The sequence below is a fragment of the Opitutus sp. GAS368 genome (assembly GCF_900104925.1).
Classification (GTDB): Bacteria; Verrucomicrobiota; Verrucomicrobiia; order Opitutales; family Opitutaceae; genus Lacunisphaera.
Genome location: NZ_LT629735.1, coordinates 2,675,615 through 2,698,607, shown reverse-complemented (window position 1 = coordinate 2,698,607; position 22,993 = coordinate 2,675,615). Strand labels below are relative to the sequence as shown.

At 69.9% G+C, this 22,993-nt stretch carries 9 protein-coding genes; all 9 read left to right on the top strand.

Features of this window, described 5'->3' with window-relative positions; all coding sequences use genetic code 11:
• The first annotated feature begins 1 nt into the window (after window position 1).
• The 9 genes from BLU29_RS11485 (at window position 2) to BLU29_RS11445 (ending at window position 22,990) form a co-directional block, all read left to right on the top strand.
• Window positions 2–1,927 (top strand): hypothetical protein, encoded by a 1,926-nt coding sequence (locus BLU29_RS11485; RefSeq protein WP_091057971.1) that lies wholly within the window; start codon window positions 2–4, stop codon window positions 1,925–1,927.
• 3 nt (window positions 1,928–1,930) lie between these two features.
• Window positions 1,931–2,830, top strand: a complete 900-nt coding sequence (locus BLU29_RS11480) for an NAD-dependent epimerase/dehydratase family protein (RefSeq protein ID WP_091057969.1) — start codon at window positions 1,931–1,933, stop codon at window positions 2,828–2,830.
• 6 nt (window positions 2,831–2,836) lie between these two features.
• On the top strand, window positions 2,837–4,921 hold the full coding sequence (locus tag BLU29_RS11475) for a glycosyltransferase family 39 protein (protein WP_091057966.1): 2,085 nt from the start codon (window positions 2,837–2,839) through the stop codon (window positions 4,919–4,921).
• A 76-nt stretch (window positions 4,922–4,997) separates the two neighbouring features.
• On the top strand, window positions 4,998–8,960 hold the full coding sequence (locus BLU29_RS11470) for a glycosyltransferase (protein ID WP_091057964.1): 3,963 nt from the start codon (window positions 4,998–5,000) through the stop codon (window positions 8,958–8,960).
• Between the two features lie 118 nt (window positions 8,961–9,078).
• A complete protein-coding gene (locus tag BLU29_RS11465; protein WP_091057961.1) occupies window positions 9,079–11,322 on the top strand; it encodes a glycosyltransferase family 4 protein in 2,244 nt (747 codons plus the stop codon).
• Entirely contained in the window at window positions 11,319–13,547 is a 2,229-nt protein-coding gene (locus tag BLU29_RS11460; RefSeq protein ID WP_091057960.1) for a glycosyltransferase family 4 protein, read from the top strand. The genes BLU29_RS11465 and BLU29_RS11460 overlap by 4 nt, the downstream gene beginning before the upstream one ends.
• Before the next feature lie 58 nt (window positions 13,548–13,605).
• A complete protein-coding gene (locus BLU29_RS11455) occupies window positions 13,606–17,490 on the top strand; it encodes a glycosyltransferase (RefSeq protein ID WP_091057957.1) in 3,885 nt (1,294 codons plus the stop codon).
• 7 nt (window positions 17,491–17,497) lie between these two features.
• The gene (locus BLU29_RS11450) at window positions 17,498–20,713 is read left to right on the top strand and encodes a glycosyltransferase family 39 protein (protein WP_157693811.1); all 3,216 of its coding nucleotides are present in this window, start codon (window positions 17,498–17,500) and stop codon (window positions 20,711–20,713) included.
• Window positions 20,714–20,932: 219 nt separating this feature from the next.
• Window positions 20,933–22,990 carry a hypothetical protein gene (locus BLU29_RS11445; RefSeq protein WP_091057953.1) on the top strand — a complete coding sequence of 686 codons (2,058 nt, stop codon included), beginning with the start codon at window positions 20,933–20,935 and terminating at the stop codon, window positions 22,988–22,990.
• Window positions 22,991–22,993: the final 3 nt, after the last annotated feature.

The window sequence follows — 22,993 nt, the reverse complement described above, 5'->3', positions numbered from 1 at the left end:
AATGATGAACGCGTCCACGCTCATCGGCGAAATCGAGTCGCCCCGTCCGTTGCGCGCCGCGGGCGGGCGGCTGTCGGTCGTCGGCTGGTGCGTCGCCCGCGGCGAATCGTTCCCGCCGCCGGTCCGTCTTGTCGCCGGCCCCGCCGTCATCCCCCTGGGCGGGCGCCACGAGCGCGCCGACGTCGCGACCCTTCTGCCCGGCGAAAAAGCCGCCGGCCGCGCCGGCTTCACCCTGGAGGGCAGTCTTCCCGCGGGGATCCACCTGGGCCGCTTCGAGGCGCAACTGCCCGATGGCCGCTGGCGGGTTTTTAAGGAGCTCACCATCGCCGCCGAGGCCGCTCCCTTTGTCGTCGTCCTAGACGAGCCGATCAGCGAGGGCACGCTCCGCGACCGTGTGAAGGTCGGTGGCTGGGCCCTCGATCCCGTTCAGCCGGTCGCCGAACTTTCCCTGCACTACGGTCACCGCCGGATCGCCTGCGTCATCGGCCGGACGCGCACCGATGTGCCGGCGGCTTTCCCCGAGGTGGCGCACGCCGGCCGCGCCGGGTTCATGAGCGAGGACTTCCTCGTCGCCGGCCACGGTCCGGTCCGCGCGCGGGCGCTGCTGGCGGACGGCCGCGCGGTCGTCGCCGCGACCAAGGTCAGTTTCAGCGTGGCCACGGATGAAAACCATGAGCCGGAACTGGATCTCACGGCGGCCCGCATCGGCTTGGAGCACACCCGCGCGCCCCGCGCGGCCGATCCGGCCGTTCGCGTCGCACACCCACTCAACGTCCTCTTCATCCTGCCCGGCAGTTTTGCCTCCAACAACGCACTCCATGTCGCCGCGCTGGCCAACGAGCTTGCGGCCGCCGGTCACGCGTGCGCCGTGGCGGTCGCCCACGACAAGGCGACGTTGCAGCACCTCGACCGGCCGGCGTTCCGCGGCCTCACCCATGCCGACGCGCGGAACGACCCGGACTTTCCCGACCGACGCGGTCCCGACATCATCCATGCCTGGACCACCCGCGAGAATGTCCGCCTGCTGGCCGAGCAGCTCCGCTCGCGCCATGCCTCGCGCCTGATCGTCCATCTGGAGGACAACGAACAGCAGGTCCTCGCCCTGTCGCTCGGCCGTTCGGTGGCGGAGATTGCGCAACTGGACGACGCCGAGCTCGCCCGGCTGGTGCCCGCCGATCTTTCTCACCCGCGGCTCAGCCGTGGCTTCCTCGCCAAGTGCGACGCCGTCACGGTCATCCTGGACCGCCTCCGCGAGTTCGTGCCGCCGGGCAAGTCCTGTCTCACGCTCCCGCCGGCGGCGGACGGGCGTCATTACTACCCGCGGCCAGTGCCGGCCGCCTTCCGCGCCGCCCTGCGACTCGCCCCGGACACCACCGTGCTGTTCTATCACGGCAATGTCCATGCGTCGAACGCCGCCGAGATGCGCGAGCTCTACGCCGCCGTGCTTGAGCTCAACCGCACCGGCACACCCGTCACCCTCATCCGCACCGGCCTGGATCGCGTGGACTTCCTCGGCGGCCTCGCCACCGCCGTCGCCCCGCACGTGCTCGCGCTCGGCCAGGTCACGCACCACCACCACCTGCCGCCGCTGATGGCGCTGGCCGATGTCTTCGTGCAGCCGGGCGGGCCCGATGCGTTCAACGATTACCGTTTCCCCTCCAAGCTGCCGGAATTTTTCTCGCTCGGCCGGCCGGTTGTGCTGCCGCGCACCAACCTCGGCATCGCGCTGCGGCACGGCGTCGACGCCTGGGTGCTCGACCGGGCCGATGCGGCCGGCATCGCCGGCGCCGTGCGCGTGCTGCGGGCCGACCCGGCGCTGCGCGAAAAACTCGGCCAGGGTGCCGCGGCCTACGCCACGGCGCACTTCAGCTGGCGACGCAGCGCGGAGGCGCTTGCCAAGTTCTACCGCACGCTGGCAGTTTCGTAGCCCATGTCCCGCGCCACCCCATCGCCCTTGCGCCTGGCTGTGACCGGCGGCCGCGGCCGGCTGGCCGCCCTGCTCGCCGACTATCTGCGCGTGCACGAGGTGACGCTGTTTTCGCGCGGTGGCGGCGCCGGTTTCCAGGATCTGGCCGGGCTCGAGGCCGCCCTTCCCGGCCACCAGGCCCTGTTGCACCTCGCCTGGAGCACGCTGCCGGCCACATCGGAGCAAGGCGGCGGCCCGGAATGGCAGGACGACCTGCCGGCCCTGGAAAAAATCCTAGGCGCCATCGCCGCGCTGCCGGAGAAATCGCGGCCGCACTTTGTGTTCTTCTCCACCGGCGGCGCCGTCTACGGCAACGCCCCAGGCCGGCCCAATCTCGAGACCGACGTCTGCCGGCCCATCGGCCAATACGGCCGGGCCAAGCGCGCCGCCGAGGAGATCATCGAGCGCCATGCCGCGCAGCACGGGCTCTCCTGCACCATCCTGCGCATCTCCAATCCCTACGGTTACCCGGTGCCGAAAAGCCGGCTGCAAGGCATCATCCCGCACGCCCTGCGGTGTGCCGCGGAAGGCCAGCCGCTCACGCTCTGGGGTGACGGCCACGCGCAAAAGGATTTTCTCTATTACACCGATTTCCTCTCCGCCGTGGAGTCGGTCGTCGCCCGGCGCCTGACCGGCACGTTCAACCTCAGCGCCGGGGAATCGCATACGGTGCGCGAGGTGATCGCGCTGGTGGAAAAGCACACCGGCCGAAAAATCACGCTGAATTTCCAGCCCGCGCCCGCCTGGGACGTGCGGGACAGCCGGCTGGACAACCGCCGGCTGACCGCCGCCGCCGGCTGGCGGCCGCTGGTCTCGCTGGACGAGGGCGTCCGGCGCGCGGCGGCCGGTTACTCCGGGCATTGATTCACCATGGCTGATCCCGCCCCCACCGCGCCCGCCAAGCCGCTCGTCTGGCTCTTCGCATTCATGCTGGTGCTGACGCTCTGGCTCACCACCCGGGGCTGGCACAACAGCATCCTCGACCGGCACGAGTTCCGCCAGCTCCAGACCGCGACCTCGACCTACTGGCTCAAAACCGGGGGCTACAAGCTCGACTACGAGCTGCCGCTGTTTGGCCCGCCCTGGTCCATCCCGATGGAGTTTCCCGTCTACCAGTGGATCGTCGCCACGCTGTGCAACACGCTCAGCACGCCGCTGGAGGAGACCGCGCGCGGCGTCAGCGTGTTCTTCCTCTTCGCGCTGCTGCCGGCCGTCTACGGCCTGGCCGGGTTTTTCGGCCTGGCGCCGTCGCGCCGGCTGCTCGTCGCCGCCGCCGTCCTGGCCTCTCCGACCTACCTCTTCTACTCGCGCACCTTCATGATCGAGACCACCGCGCTGTGTTTCTCGACGTGGTTCCTCTATGCCCTCGGCCGCGCGGTGCGCGACAACTGCCTCCGGTGCGCCGTGGGGGCGACGGTCTTCGCCGTGCTGGCCGCGCTGGCCAAGGCGACGACCTTCCTCGTCTTCCTGCCGCCGGCCGCGGTGTTCGCGTTCTGGCTGTGGCGGCCCCGCTGGCAGACGCGGACGCAACCCGGCGCCCGGCCCTGGCTCGGCGCCGTGCTGGCCGCGGTGCCCGTGCTGGCCGCGGTCGGCATCGCCGAGTGGTGGGTGAAGCGCTCCGACCACATCAAGCACTCGAACCCCTTCTCGGGCTTCCTGGCCTCGACGGAGCTGGTGAAATGGAACTGGGGCACGTGGGCGCAGCGCACCTCCGCGGAATTCTGGGCCGTGGCCTGGGAGAACATCCGCACCTGCGTGCTCGGCGAGGTGCCGCTGGCGGTGATGCTGCTGGCCTTCGCCCTGGTCGAGGCTCCGGCCCGGCGCACGGCCGCCTGGTGCGCGGCCTTCTTCCTCGGCGGGATGCTGCTCTTCTCGAACCTGTTTTTCTACCACGACTATTACTACAGCGCCAACGCCCTGTTTCTCCTGCTCGCCGGCGGCTTCCTGCTCGCCGGGGTCTGGGACAACGCCCGCCTGCCCCTCGCCGCGCGCGGCCTCGTGGTGGCGCTGTTCTTCGGCGGCCAGCTGCTGACGTATTACCGCGGCTACGCCGGACACCTGCGCCACCCGCCGCCGCCGCCGCCGGGCATCGCCACCATCATCCGCGAGAGTGTCCCGCCCGAGGGCGTGGTGCTCATCTACGGCTGGGACTGGAACTCGGAGATCCCCTACTACGCCCAGCGCCGCGCCATCTCCGTGCCCGGCGGCCGCGAGGAGGAATTCAAGGTGCTCGGCGACATCCTCCAGAAACTCCCGCCGCGCAAGATCGCGGCCATGCTCATACGCCACGACCCGCGCCGGGTCAACCGCCTCGAGTTCGTCCATGTGCGCACCACCCGCTTCAACCTCGCCGCGGCGCCCTTCGCAACCAGCGAGGAGGGCGAACTCTACCTGCCGGAGGACGCCATTCCCGCCGCGGCCGCCCGGCTGCAGGGCCGAACGTTCGAGGGCGTGACGCTCAACACCCAACCGCCGGCCGATCCCAATGCGGGCAAACTGCAGCCCAACGACCTCACCGGCCTCGACTTCCCGATGACGAGCCCGCGGCCCGCCGGCGCCCGCAGCATGTTCGGCATCGCGATCGGCGAGGTCGGCCTCGGCCGCAAGGTCATCCTCGCGCACCCCGAGTCCGAGATCAGCTTCACCCCTCCGCCCGGCGCCACCCGCATCACCGCGGAGGCCGGCATCAACGCCGCCGCCTACGCGCCCGACGCCACCGCGGTGACCGACGGCGTCAGCATCACAATCTTCGAGCTCCGCGCCGACGGCCTGCGCCGCGTATTGTATAAACGCGACCTCGACCCCGTCAGGGTGCCGGGCGACCGCGGCCCGCAGGCCATCATGATCGACGGCGCCGGCCCCTTCACCGGCAGCGTGGTCTTCAAGATTTCCCCCGGCGAGAAGAACAACTTCGTCAACGACTGGGCCTATTGGGGCCGCATCGAGATCCGCTAGGAATTCCCCCCGCTGCCGCCGCGTCAGGAACAGGCTTTACTGCCGGCGGGCCCGACCGCTTAATTCCGGCCCTTTGATGAGCAGCCCGGCCGCGCCCAAGTTCCACCTCGACAGTCCCGCCTCGTGGCGGCCGGAGGTGGCTGGCATCGAAGTGGTCGGCTGGCTTTACCCCGGCGAAACCGAGCGCTGCGTGGACATCCGCGCGCGGGTCGACCAGCGCGCCTACCTGGGCCTCTACGGCCTCGAACGGCCGGATACCCAGCAGGTCTTCGGCGGCACGCTGGCCGCGCGCCGCACGGGCTTTATCCAGCGCGTGCAGGTGTGGCGCGGCGCCCGGGAACTCGCGCTCGACTGGCACGACGGCACGCAGTGGCGCGAGTTCTTCCGTACCCCGCTCGACACCTCCGCCCTGCCCGCCGACGCCGTGAAGCCGCCGCGCCTCCTGCGCGCGGCGCTGGTCTACCAGACGCTCCATTACCTCTACCGCCATTTCCACCGCGCCTCCTGGGGCGAACTCTGCCGCGAGACCGACGCCGTGCTGCGCGACGTCCTCACGCCGACGAGCGACGTCGTCATTGGCGACCGCTTCATCGGGCACATCGAGAACCCCGGCCACTGGATCAACGCCGGCTACGACAAATTCCGCATCACGGGCTGGATCTTCGGCGTCGGCCGGCATATCTCCCAGCTCAGCGCCACCACGGGCGTGCTGACCGAGAACCGCCTCGTCTACCCGAAGGACCGGCCCGACGTCGCCGCCCACCGCACCGACCACGCCAATGCGCTCAAGTCGGGCTATTACGGCCTGGTCGATATCCGCAAGGACGCGCCGAATCCCGCCAACCTGAAGATCTTCGCCGAGACCGGCGACGGCACGCGCCCCCTCGCCTTTGCCCGCCGCATGTATCTCGATCGGCGCGACGAGCATTCCGGCCCGATCCCGGTCTACCGGACCGCGCTGTTTGTGAAGGTCGTCCTCGCCTTCCTGCGGGGCGTCCCGCTGGGGCGCTACAGGTTCGACAGCTGGGCGCAGTCGCACGCCGAGATCAAGCGTCTGCAGGACCACCTCGCCGCCACCCTCAGCCGCGGCGAGCCAAGGAAGCCCGCCGCCGAACTCGTGCGCCGGCGCGACCAGGATCCCTATACCCGCTGGTGCTGGCACAACCGCCTGACCCCGCGCCTCCGCGCCGTGCTGGCGCAGGACGCGGCCGCGCTGGTGCAATCCAGCGGGCCGCTGATCAGCGTCGTCGTGCCGGCTTACAACACACCGGAAGAATATCTCCGCGAACTGCTCGGCTGCCTGCAACAGCAGCTCTACCCGCGCTGGGAACTCTGCATCGCCGACGACGCCTCGCCGCAACCGCACGTGCGCCGCATCCTCGAGGAGGCCGCCCGGGCCGATGTTCGCATCAAGCCCGTCTTCCGGACCGAAAACGGGCACATCGCCCGGGCCACCAATTCCGCGCTGGAGGTCGCAACGGGGGACTTCGTCGCCCTGCTCGACCACGACGACCTGCTGCCGCCCGACGCGCTGCTGCACGTGGCCCAAGCCATCGCCCGCCACCCGACCGCGGGTTACCTCTACACCGACGAGGACAAGATCGACGACACCGGCCGCCGCTTCGACCCGCAGTTTAAGGGCGGCTGGAGCCCGGAGATGGCACTCACCCACAATTACACGCACCATCTCACGGTCATCCGCCGCGCCGTCGTCCAAAAAGCCGGCGGGCTGCGCCCCGAGTTCAACGGCGCGCAGGACATCGACCTCTTCCTCCGTTGCTGGGAGCTGATCGACGCGAAGGACGTGCTGCACGTGCCCTTCATCGGCTACCACTGGCGCGCCCACGCCGAGAGCACCGCCACCCGCGGCGACCAGAAGGGCTACCTGTTCGAGGCGGCCCGCAAGGGCATCGCCGAGGCCGTCGCCCGCCGCGGCCTGCGCGCAGAGCCGGTGCTGCCGGAGTTCGCGAAAAACTACGCGCTCTGCCTTCACCAGCTGAAGTGGAGCCCGGACATCCTGCGCGAGAATCCCGTCACTGTCGTCATTCCGACGAGGAACCGCGCCGACCTGCTCCGCACCTGCCTTGATTCGCTCGCCCGCACCACGCCGAAGGCATCCGTGCAGGTCGTCGTCGTGGACGACAACTCCACCGACGCCGACGCACTCGCCTATTTCGCCTCGCTCCCGGCGCGCACCGATCTCCGCATCGAGGTGATCCGGGCGCCGGCCACGACGGAGGGCTTCAACTACTCGCGCCTCGTCAACCTTGGCAGCGCGCGCGCCGACACCCCGCTCCTCCTCCACCTCAACAACGACGTCGAGGCGCTGGCGCCCGGCTGGCTCGAGGATCTGGCCGGCTGGCTCTCGGTGCCCGGCGTCGGTGTCGCGGGGGCCAAGCTGCTCTACCCCGACGGCACGCTCAATCACGCCGGCATCGGCCTGAGCCGCGGCGACGGCCTCGCCCACGTGCTGTTCGAGAAGGAACCGGCGGACGACCTCGGCTACCTCTTCCTGCCGCACGCCGCGCGCAACGTCGCGGCCGTCACCGGCGCCTGCCTGCTGACGCGCACCGACCTCTACCGCCGGCTCAACGGTTTCGACGAGGCGAAGCTCCCGGTCGCCTACAACGACGTGGACTACTGCCTGCGCGCCGCCGCGGCCGGCGGTCGCACCGTGTGGTCGCCGCAGGCCGTGCTGCGCCACGTCGGCAGCGCGTCGCGCGGCAACACCTACGCCGAGCGCGAACACGTCGAGTATATCGCCCGCCACGGCCACGACCGCGATCCGTTCATCAGCGAGGGGCTCGATTTCCCGCCGCGCAACCTGCCGCTCAATCCCTGGCACGACCGCTACGCGCAGACGGCGCGGCCGTTCCGTGCCACCTTCGTCACGCACAACCTCAACTTCGAAGGCGCGCCGATTTTCATCTTCGAGCTCGCCCGCTACCTCGCCGAGCAGCCGGGCGTGCAGGTCACGGTCGCCTCGCCGCAGGACGGGCCGTTGCGGAAACGCTTCGAGCAAGCCGGCCTCAAGGTCGAGATCTGGGACGTCTCCCCGCTCCTCGGCGCCAAGGACCCGGCCGGCTTCGCCACCGCGCTCAAGTCGTTCGCCGCCGCGCGGCCCTGGGACGGCACCGACGTGTTCGTCTGCAACACCATGCTGACGTTCTGGGCCGTGCACCTCGCCGCCCACCTCGGCAAAACCTCCGCGCTCTACATCCACGAGAGCAACGGCGTGAAGCGCTTCTTCCAGCCGCTGCTGCCGGCCCCGCTGTACGAGACCGTCGAGGAGGCCTTCCGCCTGGCCACGCGCGTCGTGTTCACGGCCAAGGCCACACGCGTCATCCATGAGGAGCTGAACATCAACGACAACTTCCGCACCCTGGCCAGCTGGGTGGACTTCGGCCGCATCGAGCAGTTCACCGCCACCCACGACAAGCGCGCCTTGCGCCTCCAGCACGGCCTCGACCCCGACGCCGTGCTCGTCGTCAACATCGGCTCCGTGTGCGAACGCAAGGGCCAGCACATTTACATCCGCGGCATCGACCTGCTTGCGAAGGAGCTGCCGGCCTTGTTCCCGGAAAAGAAAATCCAGTGGGTCATGGTCGGCGCGCGCGACGGCCTCTACATGGAAACCTTGCGCGAGGACATCCAGCTGATGGACCTGCACGACGTGAAGATCTTCGCCGAGACGCCCGACATCTACGATTTCTACCGGCTGGCGGATATCCTCGTGTGCACAAGCTTCGAAGAGTCCTTCCCGCGCGTGCTGCTCGAGGCGATGGTGTTCGGCACGCGCATCGTCAGCACGGACGTGAACGGCATCCCCGAGATGGTGACCAACACCGACGAAGCGCACCTCGTGCCCGCGGGCGACCCGTTCAAGCTCGCTGCGGCGCTCAAAATGGCGCTCGCCGACCACTTCGCCGGCAATCAGAAGATGCTCTCGATGGCCTACGCCCGTGCCGCCCGCAACTACCACCAGGCCCGCGCCCTGCCCGCCCACCTGCAGGCCGTCCGCGAGGCGTGGCTCGGCTGAGCATCATGCAGCGGAATCCCTTCTCTTCCTGTAGGAGCCTGCTTGCAGGCGATTCAGGATCTTCGTTGCGGGACAACCACTTTGATCGCCTGCAAGCAGGCTTCTACATCCAAAAGTGATGCACGAGACCGCCTTCAGCTTCAGCCACCTCGAGTCCCCCGCGCCCGGTGCGGCGCTGCCGCCCGGTGCGCATGTGCTCCGCGGCTGGGTCTGGCCCAAGCCCGGCGGACATTTTGCCAATGTCCGCGCCCGCGTCGCCGGCCGCGTGTTCGCCGGCATCCACGGCCGGCCGCGCGCCGACCTCGCCGCGCATTTCCAGACCGGCCGGCGCCCGGCGCTCGCGGAATTCTCCATCCCGGTCGAGTTGCCACCGGGCACCATCGAGGGGACGCTCGAGGCGCTGGAGATCGAGGGACGTTGGACGGTGTTCCAGGCCTTCACCTATCACGTCGCCGGGCGCACCGCCCCCGCCGTCGAGCCGCCGCCGCCGCGCCCGCTGCGCTGGCATGACTTCGGCCGCGGCCTGGACTTCCTGCTGCGCGCGCGTCGCACCCGGCCCGAAACATCTTGGGTGAAGCTGGCGGTGGAACTCGCCGCTGACCTGCCCGTCGGCCAGGACCAGCTTTACCCGCCCGACCCCTTCATCGGCCACGCCGACGAACCGGCGCTCGTGAATCGCAGCCGGTTCGGCTTGCTGCCGGTGGTGGGCTACCTCTTCCACAAGACCGAGCCGATCAAGCGGCTCTGGGGCACGGCCGACCTGCAGGCGCTGCAACCGCTCACGCTCGGCCGCGCGACCGCCAATATCGTCCCGCACTTTCCCCAATATCCGGCGGCCGGCACCTCGGGTTACGAAGGTTATGTGGACGTGCCGCCCCAGCTGCCCAATCCCGTGACCCTGCGGCTCTATGCGGAGATGGGCGACGGTTCGCTGCACCTCGTGCAAGTCCGCACCACCCGGCGGCACGACGCCGAGGAGGAAAAGCATCCTTATCCTCCGCTAACGGCGGAGGATTTTACCGCGGCGCTCACCGCCTGGCAGAGCGCGCTGCGCGTGCGCGGCTTCAGCGTGACGCAGGATGCGGAGCTGAAAACCGAGATCGAGCGCCTTCGCGCCGTCGCCACGCGCCCGGCGGCCACGCCGCGGACCCCGCCGCCCGCGCTGGTTCCCGCCCGATCAATGCAGCCGCTCAAGCGCGTCATCCTCGCCAGTCACAACCTCAACCTCGAGGGCGCCCCGCTCTTCCTGCTCGACCTCGCGTGCCATCTCGCGACCGATGGCGCCGCGCTGACGGTGGTGAGCGCGGCCGACGGCCCGTTGCGCGAACGCTTCGCCGCGTGCGGCGCGAAGATCGTGATCGTCGACGCCGGTCCGGTGTTCCGCGCCGGCAGCGCGACCGCCGCCGAGGCCGCGATCGCCGCGATCGGCCGCGTCTTCGATTTCACTGCGGCCGACCTGGTCATCACGAACACTTTCACGACGTTCTGGGCCGTGCAGGCCGCGAAAGCCGCGGGCCAGCGCGTCCTGTCTTACATCCACGAGAGCACCAGCCCCGCCGCCTTCTACGGCGGCAGCGTGCATCCCGCGGTCGTGGCCCTCGCGGACGAGGCTCTCGCGCTGGCCGATGCCGTCAGCTTCACCAGCGATGCGACACGGCGCTACCACGCCGGCCCCGGCCGGCCGGTAAAGACGGCCGTGCTCACTCCCGGGTGGGTCGATGTTCGTGCCATCGACGCCTGGCGCGCGGCGCATCCGCGCGAGGCATTGCAGGCCTCCTTTGGGCTCAAGCCCGGCGAACTGCTCGTCACCAACGTCGGCACCGTCTGCGACCGCAAGGCCCAGGTCAGTTTCGCGCGCTCCGTCGACCTCTTCAACCGCCGCCACCCCGACCTTGCCGCCCGCACGAAGTTCGTCCTGCTGGGCGGACGCCAGGCGCCGTTTGACGACTTCCTGCGCGAGATCCTCGCGAATCTCGCCCTGCCGAACCTTGTGGTGCACCCGGAATCGCCCGACTTCCTTGGCTATTACGCCGCGGCCGACCTGACCGCCTGCTCCAGCTATGAGGAATCCTCCCCGCGCGTCGTGTTCGAGGCGATGGCCTGCGGCACGCCGCTGCTGGCGTCGGACATCCCCGGCATCAGTGAGATCGCCCGCGACGGCGTCGAGGCAACTCTCGTCCCGCCCGGGCACACCACGGCCTGGGCGGATGCACTGGCAAAGTTGCTGGGCAATCCTGCGATCGGCCGCGAGCTGGCGGTGCACGCCCGCGCCCGCATCGAGTCGCACTTTGCCGCCGATCTCGTGCTGCCCCGGCACACCGCACTCGCCTGCGCCGTGGCCGCCGGCCAACCTGTGTCATGAGCGAAGCGGCCGGCTGGCAGTTCGACGTGGAGGTCCACCCCGCCGGCTGGCGTTTTCCCGCCGGGCCCTCGTGGCTGGCCGGCTGGATCTTCGCTGGCGAGAACCGCTTTGTCACTGACCTGCGCGCGTGGATCGACGGCCGGCCGTTTCTCGGCCTGCACGGCCTGCCCAAGCCGGGCCTCGACCTGAAATTCCTGGGCCGCCAGGGCCCGCCGTATTCCGGCTGGGTGATACAGGTCACCCCGCACCGCGGCGCGGCGCTGTTGCGCCTCGAGGCGCGCGACCCGGCCGGCCTCTGGACCGAGTTCTTCCGCGTCGCGATCTCCGTCGCCCCCGACGCACCCGAGTGCCCGCCGCCCCCGGCGCTGAGCTCCCGCCTCGCCGGCCTCGTGCCACCCCTGCTCCGGTTGCACGCGCAAAGGCCGCTGGCGCCGCTGGCCGGGCTGGCCGACGAGGTCGTATCCGCCGCGCTCGCCGTGCCGCTGAATTCGCTGCCCAACCCGCCTTTCCACGGCGCGCTCGAGGAGCCGCGCGACACCGGCTGGCTGCGCTACGGCCGTCTGTCCGTCACCGGCTGGCTCGCGCACCGCACGGCGAAGATCAGGCGCGTCACCGCCTTGGCCGACGCCGTGCAGGAATCCGCGCTGCTGCACGGCCTGGCCCGCGCCGACATCGGCAATGTGTTCGCCGACCTGCCCGGCCGCGAACATTCGCAATTCGTCGGCCACGTGGACCTGCCGGCCAACCAGGGCGCGCCGGCCCTGCTCAAGGTCTTTGCCGAGTTGGACAACGGCGAAAAGCACCTCGCCTTCGCCCAGCGGTTCGCTCCGCGCGTCATCGCCGGCGCCGACGCACCGCTGCCACCGCTTTCCCGGCGCACCTTTGCCCGGACGCTCTGGGCCCTGCGCGGCTCCGCCCGGCGCCACGGCCTGCCGCTCGGACCCGGCGCGGCGCTGCTGGCCGCCGCGAAAACCGCCTGGCACACCTACGAGGCCGAGGCACCCGCCCGGGTGCGGCACCATCGACCGCCCGCAGTGGTCGCCGCCGGCCCGGCGGACAATTCGCCGCTACGCGTGTTGGTCGCGACGCACAACCTCAACTTCGAGGGCGCACCTTGGTTCATCTTCGAGCTCGCCCGCCACCTGACCGCCCAGCCGGGGGTCAGCGTGTGTGTGCTCTCGCCACAGGAGGGCCCGATGCGCCGCGTGTTCGAGGCCGCCGGCATGCCCGTCGAGGTCGTCGACGTCTCGCCGGCGCTCGCCTCCGCCTCGCCCGCGGAATTCACAGCCTCCCTGCACGCGGCGGTGAAGACGGACTGGAGCCAGATCGACCTGCTCGTCGCGAACACCATGGTTTCATTCTGGGCCGTGCATCTCGCGACGGTCGTGCAAAAGCCCTCGCTGCTCTACGTGCACGAGAGCTCGGCCATCCGGCGCTTCTTCGAGCCGGTCATGGCGCCCGCGTTGTTTCCGCTCGTGGAGGAGGCGTTCCGTGCCGCGACACGCGTCGTGTTCACGGCCGACTCGTCGCGCACGGTGTTCGACTACCTCGACCACGACCATTTCCGCCTACTGCCTAGCTGGGTGGACGTGGCGCGGATCGATGCCTTTGCCGCCGCGCACGAAAAGGCCGCGTTGCGCCGCAAGCACGGGCTCGACCCGGCCGCGGTGCTGCTGATCAACATCGGCTCCATCTGCGAGCGCAAGGGCCAGCACATCTACCTGCGCGCCGCCGAGCTGCTGCGCGAGGAACTGCGCCACACTTATCCGGGGAAGAGGATCAAATGGGTCATGGTCGGCGCGCGCCCGGGCCTCTACCTCGACTCGCTCCGGCAGGAGGCGGAGCTGCACGGTCTCGACAACGTCGTGTTCCTGCCGGAGACGGGCGAGATCCACGACTTCTACCGTCTGGCCGATGTATTCGTCTGCACCAGCTTTGAGGAATCCTTCCCACGCGTGCTGCTCGAGTCGGCGGCCTTCCGCCTTCCGATCGTCAGCACCAACGTGAACGGCATCGCCGAGATGCTCGCGCCGGACGAGGCTTGGCTGGTGCCGCCCGGCGACCGCTACCAGCTGGCCGAGGCGGTGAAGGCGGCGCTCGCGGCGCATTTCACCGGCGACACCGGCCGCGTCGAACGGGCGCGCGCCACCATCGTGCGTCGCTTCCACGAGGCCAATTCGCTGCCCCTGCATCTCGCGCTGGCCCGCGAGGCCGCCCGCCGCTGAACGGCGTCGCCGGGCTTGCGCCCCGCCCGCCCCTCCGCCTTAGTTCAACGCTCCAACCGTGAACGAAAACGACGCCTATATCTTTGATGTCGAGGAGCCCCGCGAGTGGGTGTTCAACGGTGAACCCGTCTGGATCAGCGGCTGGTTTGTGTCGAAGACCGGCGCCGTTTTCTCCGACGTGCGCGCCGTCATCGACGGCCTCCCGCACCTCGGCATCCTCGGCATGCCACGCCCCGAGATCGAGGCGCGCCACCGCGGCTCGGCGGGCCGGCCGCACGCCGGCTTCCTGCTCCGCGTCTCACCCCCGGCCTCCGCCCGCACGCTGCGCATCGAGCTGCTCGACGCCGGGTATCATTGGGTCGAGATCTGGCGCACCTCCCTCAAGGTGTCGCGCGGCGGTCCCGCCGGCGGCCGCTACGATCCACGGCTCCTGCCCGACCATTTGCACCGCCTGCTGCAGGCGCGCCGCGCCGACCCGGCCGCCGACCCCGCCCCGCTCGCCGACCAGCTCGTCCTCGAGGGCGCCGCGGTCCCGCTCGACACGCTGCCCAACCCGCCCTTCTTCGGCGCGCTCGAGAAACCCGAGCTCGTCGGCGGCACACAATACGGCAAGATCCGCGTGGAGGGCTGGATCATCCACCAGGAACAGCGCATCGTCCGCCTGACCGGCAGCACCCACCCGCTCGCCGAAAACGAGTTCGCCTACGGGGACCTGGAACGCAAGGAAGCCGCCGCGCTGTTTCCCCGGCACCCGCACGCCGCGCGCTCGCAGTATTTCGGCATGCTGGACATTGACGAGAACGCGCCCGGCCCGGCGATCATCAAGCTCTTCGCCGAACTGGAGGACGGCACCCGGCACCTCGTGTTCGCGCGTCGCTTCCATCCCCGCGCCTGCCAGGTCTGGGAACGGCCGCTGCCGGCGTTCGACCGCCGCGAGTTCCTGCAATGCGTGCTGGCCCTGCGGGGTGCCGCCGGCCGGCTGGGCATCCAGCTCGGCGCGCCCGGGACGCAGTGGCGCGCCCTCAAGGCCGCCTACGCCCTCTACCGCCGCGAAGCGCCGGCCGTCATTCCGCCTGATGTCTCCCGGCAGGACCCCTACGCCGCGTGGCAGGCCGCGGGCCGGCTGACCCCGCGCCTCCGCGAGGCACTGGCCGCCGCCACCCGGAAGCTTGGCGCGGACGGCCCGAAGTTTTCCATCCTGGTCGACACCCGCGGCTGCACATCCGGCCAGCTCGCCGCGCTCGCGGCTTCGCTGTCGGCCCAGATTTACCCACAGTGGGAAGCCTGGTTCGTCGGCGAAGCGCCCCCGGATGGCGGCGACGCCCGCTGCCGTTTCGAAAAAAGCTCCGGCCCGAAGGCCTTCGTGCGCGCGCTCAACGCCGCGGCCCACCAGTCCGGCGGCACCCTGCTCACGCTGCTGCCCGGCCATTCGCGGCTGGCGCCCGACGCCCTGCTGGAAATCGCCGAGCGGTTCGCCGCGACGCCCGTGCTCGAGCTCGAGCTCGCCTACACCGACGAGGACCGGATGGACGACGCCGGCCGGCGCACCGACCCCGATTTCAAGCCGGAGTGGAGTCCCGCGCTCGCGCTGTCCGGGCTTTTCCCCGGCCACCTGAGCGTGGTCCGCCGCGCCCGTTTCCTTGAACTCGGCTCGTTCCGCGAGGACTTTGCCGCCGTGCCATGGCTCGACCTGCTGCTGCGCATCGGCGACCGACTTGATCCGGCGCACGTGGCGCACATCCCGCTGGTCTGCCACCACGCCTGGGCCGGCGCCCCGCGCGAACTCGACCCCGCCGACCCGTCCTATGAACAGGCCCGGCGCACCCTCGCCGACGCCGCCACGCGCCGCGGCTGGGCCGCCCAGCCCTTCCTGCCGGAGTGCGGCCACCAGCGCCGCGCGCGCTTCCACCAGCTGCGCTGGAGCCCGGCCCTGCTCGCGCAGCTGCCGGTGACCATCGTCATCCCCACCCGCGACCGCCTCCACCTGCTGCAGGAATGCGTGGAACGGCTGGAGGAAACGGTGGACTGGAGCCATGTGAAGCTCGTCATCGTGGACGACCATTCGCGCGACCCCGACGCCCTGCGCTACCTAGCGCAGATCCAGAAGCGCTCCGACCTGCGCTGCGCGGTGGTGCGGCTGCCCGACGCAGCCGCGCCGTTCAACTATTCCCGGCTCGTCAACGCCGCGCTGCCGCACCTCGACACGCCGCTGGTCCTGCACCTCAACAACGACGTCAACGCCCTCGAGCGCGGCTGGTTGGAGGAGATGGCAGGCTGGTTCACGCAGCCCGACGTGGGCGTGGTCGGTGCCAAGCTCATCTACCCTGACCGCACGCTCAACCACACCGGCATCGTCATCGGCCCGCACGGCGGGCTCGCCGACACGCCTTTCGCCCGGGTCGACGAGCGCAGCGTCGGTCTCGCCTGGCACGCGGCCGCCCGCGAGGTGTCGGCCGTCACGGGCGCCTGCCTGCTGACGCGCACCGAACTCTACCGCCGGCTCGGCGGCTTCGACGAAAACGACTTCGGCGTGGCCTACAACGACGTGGACTACTGCCTGCGCGCGCGCGCCGCCGGCGCGCGCGTCATCTACACGCCGCAGGCGAAGCTCATGCACTGGGGCAGCGCGACGCGCGGCGTGACCTTCGACGAGGCCGAGCATATCGCGTTCGTGCGGCGTTTCCCGGCGTATCGCGACCCGTATTTCAGCCCGCACTGGCGGCTGGACGGCGCGCACGTGCGCAGCCGCGACGGCGGCCCCGACCGCACCCGGCGCGCCGGCCCGCCCCGGCTGCTGCTGCTCACGCACAACCTCAACCTCGAGGGCGCCCCGCTCTTCCTCCTCGAATACGCCACGCACCTGGCCCGCACGGCCGGGAGCCGGCTCGAGGTGCTTGCGGCCCAGGACGGGCCGTTGCGCGCACCGTTCGAGGCGCTCGGCGCGCACGTCGCCATCGCCGACACCGGCCCGCTGCTGCACGCCGCGGATGACGACGCCTTCTCGCGCCAGCTCGCCGAGCTGTCCGGCCGCGTGGACTGGGACCAGGTCGACCTGGTCGTCTGCAACACGCTCTTCAGTTTCTGGGGCGTCCACCTCGCGCGCAGCGCCGACCGGCCCTCCCTGCTCTACATCCACGAGAGTTCCTCGGTGTTCCGCGCCTTCGAGACCCGGCTCGCGCTCGACCTGCATCACCTGGTGCACGACGCCCTGCGCACCGCGACCCGTGCGCTCTTCCTCTGCGCGGCGACCCGCGCCTACTACGCCGACGACGACCGCGGCAACTTCCGGATCGTGCCGAGCTGGATCCGGCTGGGCGACATCGACGAATTCCGCCGCACCCACGAACGCGCGGCGCTGCGCTGCCAGCACGGGTTTCGCGACGACGAGGTCGTGATCGCGAACATCGGCACGGTGTGCGAGCGCAAGGGCCAGCACATCTTCCTCCGCGCCGCCGACCATTTCAACCGCGAGCAACGCGGCGGCCCGCCCGTGCGCTTCCTCCTGGTCGGCGCCCGGCCGGGCATCTACCTCGACCTGCTCCAACGCGACATCGCCCGGCTCGGCCTGACGAACCTCACGCTCGTGCCGGAGACGCGGGAGGTCTTCGACTTCTTTGTCGCGGCGGACATGTTCGTCTGCACGAGCTACGAGGAGTCCTTCCCCCGCGTCGTGATGGAGGCGATGGCGTTCCGCACGCCGATCGTGAGCACCGACGTGCACGGCATCGCCGACATGATCGGCCAGCGCCAGGACGGCTACCTGGTGAAGCCCGGCGACGTCGCGGGCCTGGCCCTCATGATGCGGACCTGCCTCGCGAAGGAACGCAGCGGCAAGTCCCTCGCGCCGGCGGCCTACTCGAAGGCGCTGCGCCTCTACGATGCCACGCACGTGCTGCCGTGGCACGAACGTCTGGCCCGCGAGGCAGTGCTCGCCCACGAGTGACCTTCGCGTGAAGCCCGGGCGGATCATCTTCGCGGCCGTCCTGATCGCCACCACCTGGTTCCTCCGCGGACCGGGCCTGGACAAGAAGATCTGGAACGTGGACGAGGCGGTGACGTTCACCATGGCCCAGCAGATCCTCGCGGGCGACGTCCCCTACCGCGACGCGGTCGACCAGCGCAATCCGCTGGCACCCTACGTGCAGGCCGCGGTGTTTGCCGCCGCCGGCGACTGGAACTTGCGCGCCCAGCACCTCGTGCTCGCGGTGATGATCGGCCTCACGGCCGTCCTGCTCTGGCAGACCGCCCGGCGGCTGGGCGACGAAACCACGGGCGTGGCCGGGGCGCTGTGGTTCACCGTGCTGGCCCTCATGCTGCCCTCGGTGCGCGACACGATGCCCGCGCACACGGCCTGGTATCTGGTCTTTTTCTCCACCGCCGGATTCTGGGCGCTGGCCGCGGCCTGGGCTTCCGGGCGGCGGACGTGGGCCGCCGCCGCGGGCGCGGCCTTCGGCCTCTCGTTCCTCGCCAAGCAGCCCGGCGTGCTGGACTTCGGCGTGGCGCTCGTGCTGGGGGCGCTGGCCGCGTGGGCCCGGCCCGACCGCCGGAAGGAACTCGCCGGCCTGGGGCTCGCGCTGCTGGCGGGATTCGCCGCGCCGGTGTTCGCCACCGGCATTTATTTCGCCGCCAAGGGCGCGTGGGCCGACCTGGTTTACTACACCTGGACCTACAACAATACGCTGTATGTCCCGGAGATTTCCTGGCTGGAACGCTGGCAGACCATGCGGGTGCCGTTCGCTCTCGCTTGGGAATACCATCCCGCTGTCGTCGTGATCGGGGGGCTGGCTGCCATCGGGCTGCTGGTGCGCGCCCCGCGCCGCCTTTTCCGCCGGCCCGCGGAATTCGACCTGACGGGCTGGCTGATCCTTGGCTGGTGCGCCTCCGGACTGATTTCCACGACCCTGAGCGGTCGCGGCTTCACGCATTACTCCATCCAGCTGATCCCCGGCCTGAGTCTGGCCTGCGGGTGGGTGACCGCGCAGGCCTGGACCGCGGGACGCAACTGGGCCGGAACCCAATCGTTCCGGCGCGCGCTCGCGCTGGCCGTCGGCGCCGGGCTGGTCGTGTGGCTGCTCCGTCCCGTGCCCGCGCGTCTCCACGCCTTCGATCTGCCCGAGCCGGGCTCGGAAGCCATCGCCCGCCTCGTCCGCCGGCACACCGCCCCGACGGACCGGATTTTCGTCTGGGGCTACACGCCCGAGGTCTACGCCATCAGCGAACGGCTGCCGGCGACGCGGTTTCTCTACAACACCTTCGTCACCGGCCTGATCCCGTGGACCAATCTCGACCCGCTCAAGAACACGGATTACGCCATCGTGCCCGGTGCGCGGGGCAAATTCATCGCGGACTGGAAATCCCATCCGCCCGCGCTCGTCGCCGACGGGCGGTCGCAACGGGGGTTCATGAAATATCCGCTGGATAAACAGTCCTGGCTGTGGCCGTTGATCGAGCAGGATTACGCGGAGGTCGCGACGGATGAGACCGCGCCGCTCGGATTCTGGCTGTTCCGCCGGCTCGAGCCCGTCATGTCCCGCCCGCGGCCCGCGGCCCTGCCGACGGGAAATGCCGTGCAGGTCCGGGTGGACAAGGTGCAGGCAGGCCAGACGGCCCGGGTGGCGGTGCAGGCGCCGCCGGATGCCGTCGCGCTCGAACTGTATCTGGACGGCAGGCTTTACCGCCGCCTGGGCTGCCCGCCCGGCGCACCGGCGGCCGTCGTCTTTTTCATCCCTGCCGCCGACTGGTCGGGCGCGATGCACGCAGTGCAGGTGGTCGCGGTCGGTCCGCAGGCCACGTTGCTCGCCAGCACGGAATACGAGCTCAAGGCGACAGCGCCGAGCACGGTCATTGGCGGCCCGCCGCTCGACTTCGAGGGCCGGACCATCGTGGCGCTCGAGTCGAGCACCATCACCGGCGGGCCCCAGTTGCCCAAGAAAGACGCGCCCACGCACTGGGACGCGCACGCGCCGTCGCGCGTGGTTTATCCCTGGCTCCCGGGCATGAACTCCCTGGCCTTCGCCTATGGGATCGAGGAAGCGGCCCTCGCGCGGGAACCCCCCAACCACACGGACGGCGTGGAGGTGGTCGTGCAAACCGAGGACGCGGCCGGGCGCCTTACCCAAATCTATCGCTTCCATTTTGACCGAGAGATCGCCCGCCGTGCCGGCGGCCAGACGGTCGGTTACACCCCGCTGCCCAAGGGCGGACCGGGGCGGCTCATCCTGCTGATGACGCCGGGCCCGGCTTTCGACCCCGCCTACGACTGGAGCTACTGGCTCTGGATCCGGGCCGCCCGTTCGCCCATCACGCTGCTGGCCGGGGACCATCCGCGGTATCCCGTCCGGCTCGAGTCGCCCGCCGAGCCACGGCAGACCGAGTTCAACGGCAAGTTCATCACCGTGACCGAGGCCCCGGCCGCCATCGATTTCGCCACGTCCCCCGATCTCGATGAATTGTCCGGCGGTTTCGGGCTGCTCGACACCTCGTGGCTTGGCCAGGAAATGACGACGCCGGTTGATTTCGTCATTTCCGTGGTGAAGCCCGACGGCCGCGAGACGAAGGTGCTCGAGCGGACGCTGGATCCCGCCCACAAGCCCGACGACCGCGGCACCCAGCCGTTTCAATTCCGCCTGCCCCAGCCGCTGGCCGGCATGCTGCGCTTTTCCGCCCGGACCAAAGCCGGTGCGACCAACGTCCACGCCTTTTGGAGCGGATTGCACGTGACGCTGTTGCGCACAGCGCTGCAGACTCCCGACGGCCAAATCCCTGCCGATCCGGCCAGCGAGGGCCGCTTCGGTTTCCTCAACAGCGTGGAGGACGGCCGGAACTGCCTCGTGGCCCACGCCCCTGCCAGCCTGGTCTACCCGTGGCACGATGGCATGAACCGGCTGACCGGCGAATACGGCCTGATCAGCGCCGCCTACACCAAAAACGAGACGGAGGGCGTCGTGTTTGTCGTGGAAGTCCAGGAAGCGAACGGCACGCACCGGGAGCTTTTCCGGCGGCACCTCGCGCCCATGAGCCGGAAGGCGGACCAGGGCGCGCAGTCGCTGTCCGTCGCGATCCCCGCGGTGCCGGGCGGCCGGCTGATCCTGCGCACCCTGCCGCCTCAGCCGGACCACCTGAATGCGGCATGGAGTTATTGGCGCGATCTGCGGGTGGCGCCGTAATTCCGGGTGCCGCACCGGTGGATGGCGGGTTTGGCCGTCTGGTTTGTCCAGTGGTTATACCACCGTGCGCCGAGCCCCGTCTTCCCCACCCTTGCGCCCTTCCCCGCCAAGGTGCGGCACATCCTTGGCGGCACGGCATTTCGCCCGGCCAGTGCACACTTGCTTCCCGTGCATGCTCCCTGCAAACAACCGGTGCACCACGCAGTTACCGCAACGAGCATGACCCTCCCATCCACCCGCTTCAGTCCGGCCCGGCTGGCTTTTCTCGGCACTTTCCTGGTCGCACTGCTTTTCGCCGTTTATACCCGGCACGCGTGGGAGGACTACTACATCACCTTCCGCTCCAGCAAGAACCTGGCGACCGGTCATGGCCTCGTCTTCAACGTCGGCGACAAGCTCCACACCTTCACCTCGCCGCTCGGGGTGCTGCTGCCGGCCGTCTCCTACCTGCTGACCTTCAACAGCTCCGACGAGGGCGCCCTGTGGATTTTCCGGCTGATGTCCGCCGCCGCCCTAGGAGGCGCCGCCGGCCTGCTCATGCTGACCGCCCGGCGCCTGAACTACGGGTTGCCGGCCGGTTTCTTCCTTGTCGCCTGCCTGGCCCTCGATGCCAAGACGGTCGATTTCACCATCAACGGCATGGAGACGGGGTTCATGGTGCTGTTCCTGGCCTATGTCCTCTGGGCCCACCTGAGTCCCGGTCCGCGGCAGTGGCGCCACCTCGGCGCCGCCTGGGCGGGGCTCATGTGGACGCGGCCGGACAGCTTTGTCTACATCGGGCTCGTGGCCGCCGGCTTCTGGCTCTTCAACGACGCCCGGCAAAGCGGCACGACGCGGACGAAGCTGCTCGGGCTGTTCCTCAAGGCCGGCCTGCTGACGACGGCCCTCTACCTGCCGTGGCTGCTGTTCGCCCAGCTTTATTACGGCACGGCCGTGCCGCACACCATCACCGCGAAGAGCGGCATCGGCGACCCGCGCACGCTGGCCGGCCTGCTCCAGACGGCCCTGCAGCTGCCGTTCAATGCCTGGGCTGACACCGCGTCGCTCAAGGGCACCTTCCTGCCCGCCTATTACATGATCGGTGGCTGGCCCGATTTGCCCGCGCAGCTCGCCGGCGCGGTCGCGCTGGTTTGCGCGCTGCTCTGGCTTGTGCCGTTCTTGCGCGTCGAGACGCGCGTCGCCTCCTTCGCGTTCTTCTGGGCACACGCCTACCTCAGCTACTGCCCGTATTTCCCGTTCCCGTGGTATCTGCCGGCCCCGGCCCTGCTCGCGATCTTCACGCTCGGCAGCCTGCTGGCGCAGGCGCTGCAGGCCGCCGCCCAATGGCAGGTCGCGGAACCCGGCACAGACCGGCCGCGCCGGCTCGCCGCTTTCGCCCTCACCGTCGCGGCGTTGCTCGCCGTCGGCACGGGCTGGATTACTTGGCAGGCCGCCCGGCAGCTGGCCGCCCAGCAGCAATACGTCGAGAACGGCAACCGCCGTAAGATCGGCGAGTGGCTGCACGCTAACGCCAAGCCGGGCGACACCGTCTTCATGGAGCCGCTCGGCTACATCGGTTATTTCTCCGGACTGAAGACCTACGATTTTCCCGGCATGTCCTCGCGCGAGATGGTCAAGGCCCGGAAGGAGGTCGGCAACGACTGGGCCGCCCTCATCGACCACCTCCAGCCCAAGTGGCTCGTCCTGCGCCCGAACGAGATCAACCGGCTCAACAGCATCGCCCCCAACCTGCTGGCGAGCTACTATACGCCCGCGCAGGAATTCTCGGTGGCCGACGAGATCGGTTCGCTCGACGTCCTGGGCCGCCGCTACCTGGAGCACGACGCCCGCTTCACCGTCTTCCGCCTGGTCCGGCTCAGCCGTTTCAAGACGGAGCTTGTCGATATCACCAGCCGCTTCGAGGTCTCGCACCAGGTGCTGGACGGCGTGGGGGTCACCATGGTGCATGCTCCCGGCCAGATGGTCGTCAAGGTACCGCCCAAGGCGACCACCGTGAAGGTTGCCTACGGTTTTCCCGCCGCGGCCTACGCCGGCGAACCCGGCGACCGGACCGACGGCGCCACCTTCCAGATCGAATGGGAGGGCGACAGCCGGAAGGTGCTGCTGCTCGACATGACGCTCGACCCCGCCGCCAACCCCGCGCACCGCGGCCTCCAGCACTTCGAGGGCGCGCTGCCCGCGACCGAAGACACCAAGGCCCGCCTGATCTTCCGCACGCTGCCCGGCGCCACGATGACGAAGGACTGGACCTGCTGGAGCCTGCCGGAGTTTCCCTAAACC

Excerpts from the sequence above, each read along its gene's own strand:
- BLU29_RS11480 (WP_091057969.1), top strand. The coding sequence starts at position 1,931 with ATGTCCCGCGCCACCCCATCGCCCTTGCGCCTGGCTGTGACCGGCGGC.
- BLU29_RS11475 (WP_091057966.1), top strand. The coding sequence starts at position 2,837 with ATGGCTGATCCCGCCCCCACCGCGCCCGCCAAGCCGCTCGTCTGGCTC.
- BLU29_RS11460 (WP_091057960.1), top strand. The coding sequence starts at position 11,319 with ATGAGCGAAGCGGCCGGCTGGCAGTTCGACGTGGAGGTCCACCCCGCC.
- BLU29_RS11470 (WP_091057964.1), top strand. The coding sequence starts at position 4,998 with ATGAGCAGCCCGGCCGCGCCCAAGTTCCACCTCGACAGTCCCGCCTCG.
- BLU29_RS11485 (WP_091057971.1), top strand. The coding sequence starts at position 2 with ATGATGAACGCGTCCACGCTCATCGGCGAAATCGAGTCGCCCCGTCCG.
- BLU29_RS11465 (WP_091057961.1), top strand. The coding sequence starts at position 9,079 with ATGCACGAGACCGCCTTCAGCTTCAGCCACCTCGAGTCCCCCGCGCCC.
- BLU29_RS11445 (WP_091057953.1), top strand. The coding sequence starts at position 20,933 with ATGACCCTCCCATCCACCCGCTTCAGTCCGGCCCGGCTGGCTTTTCTC.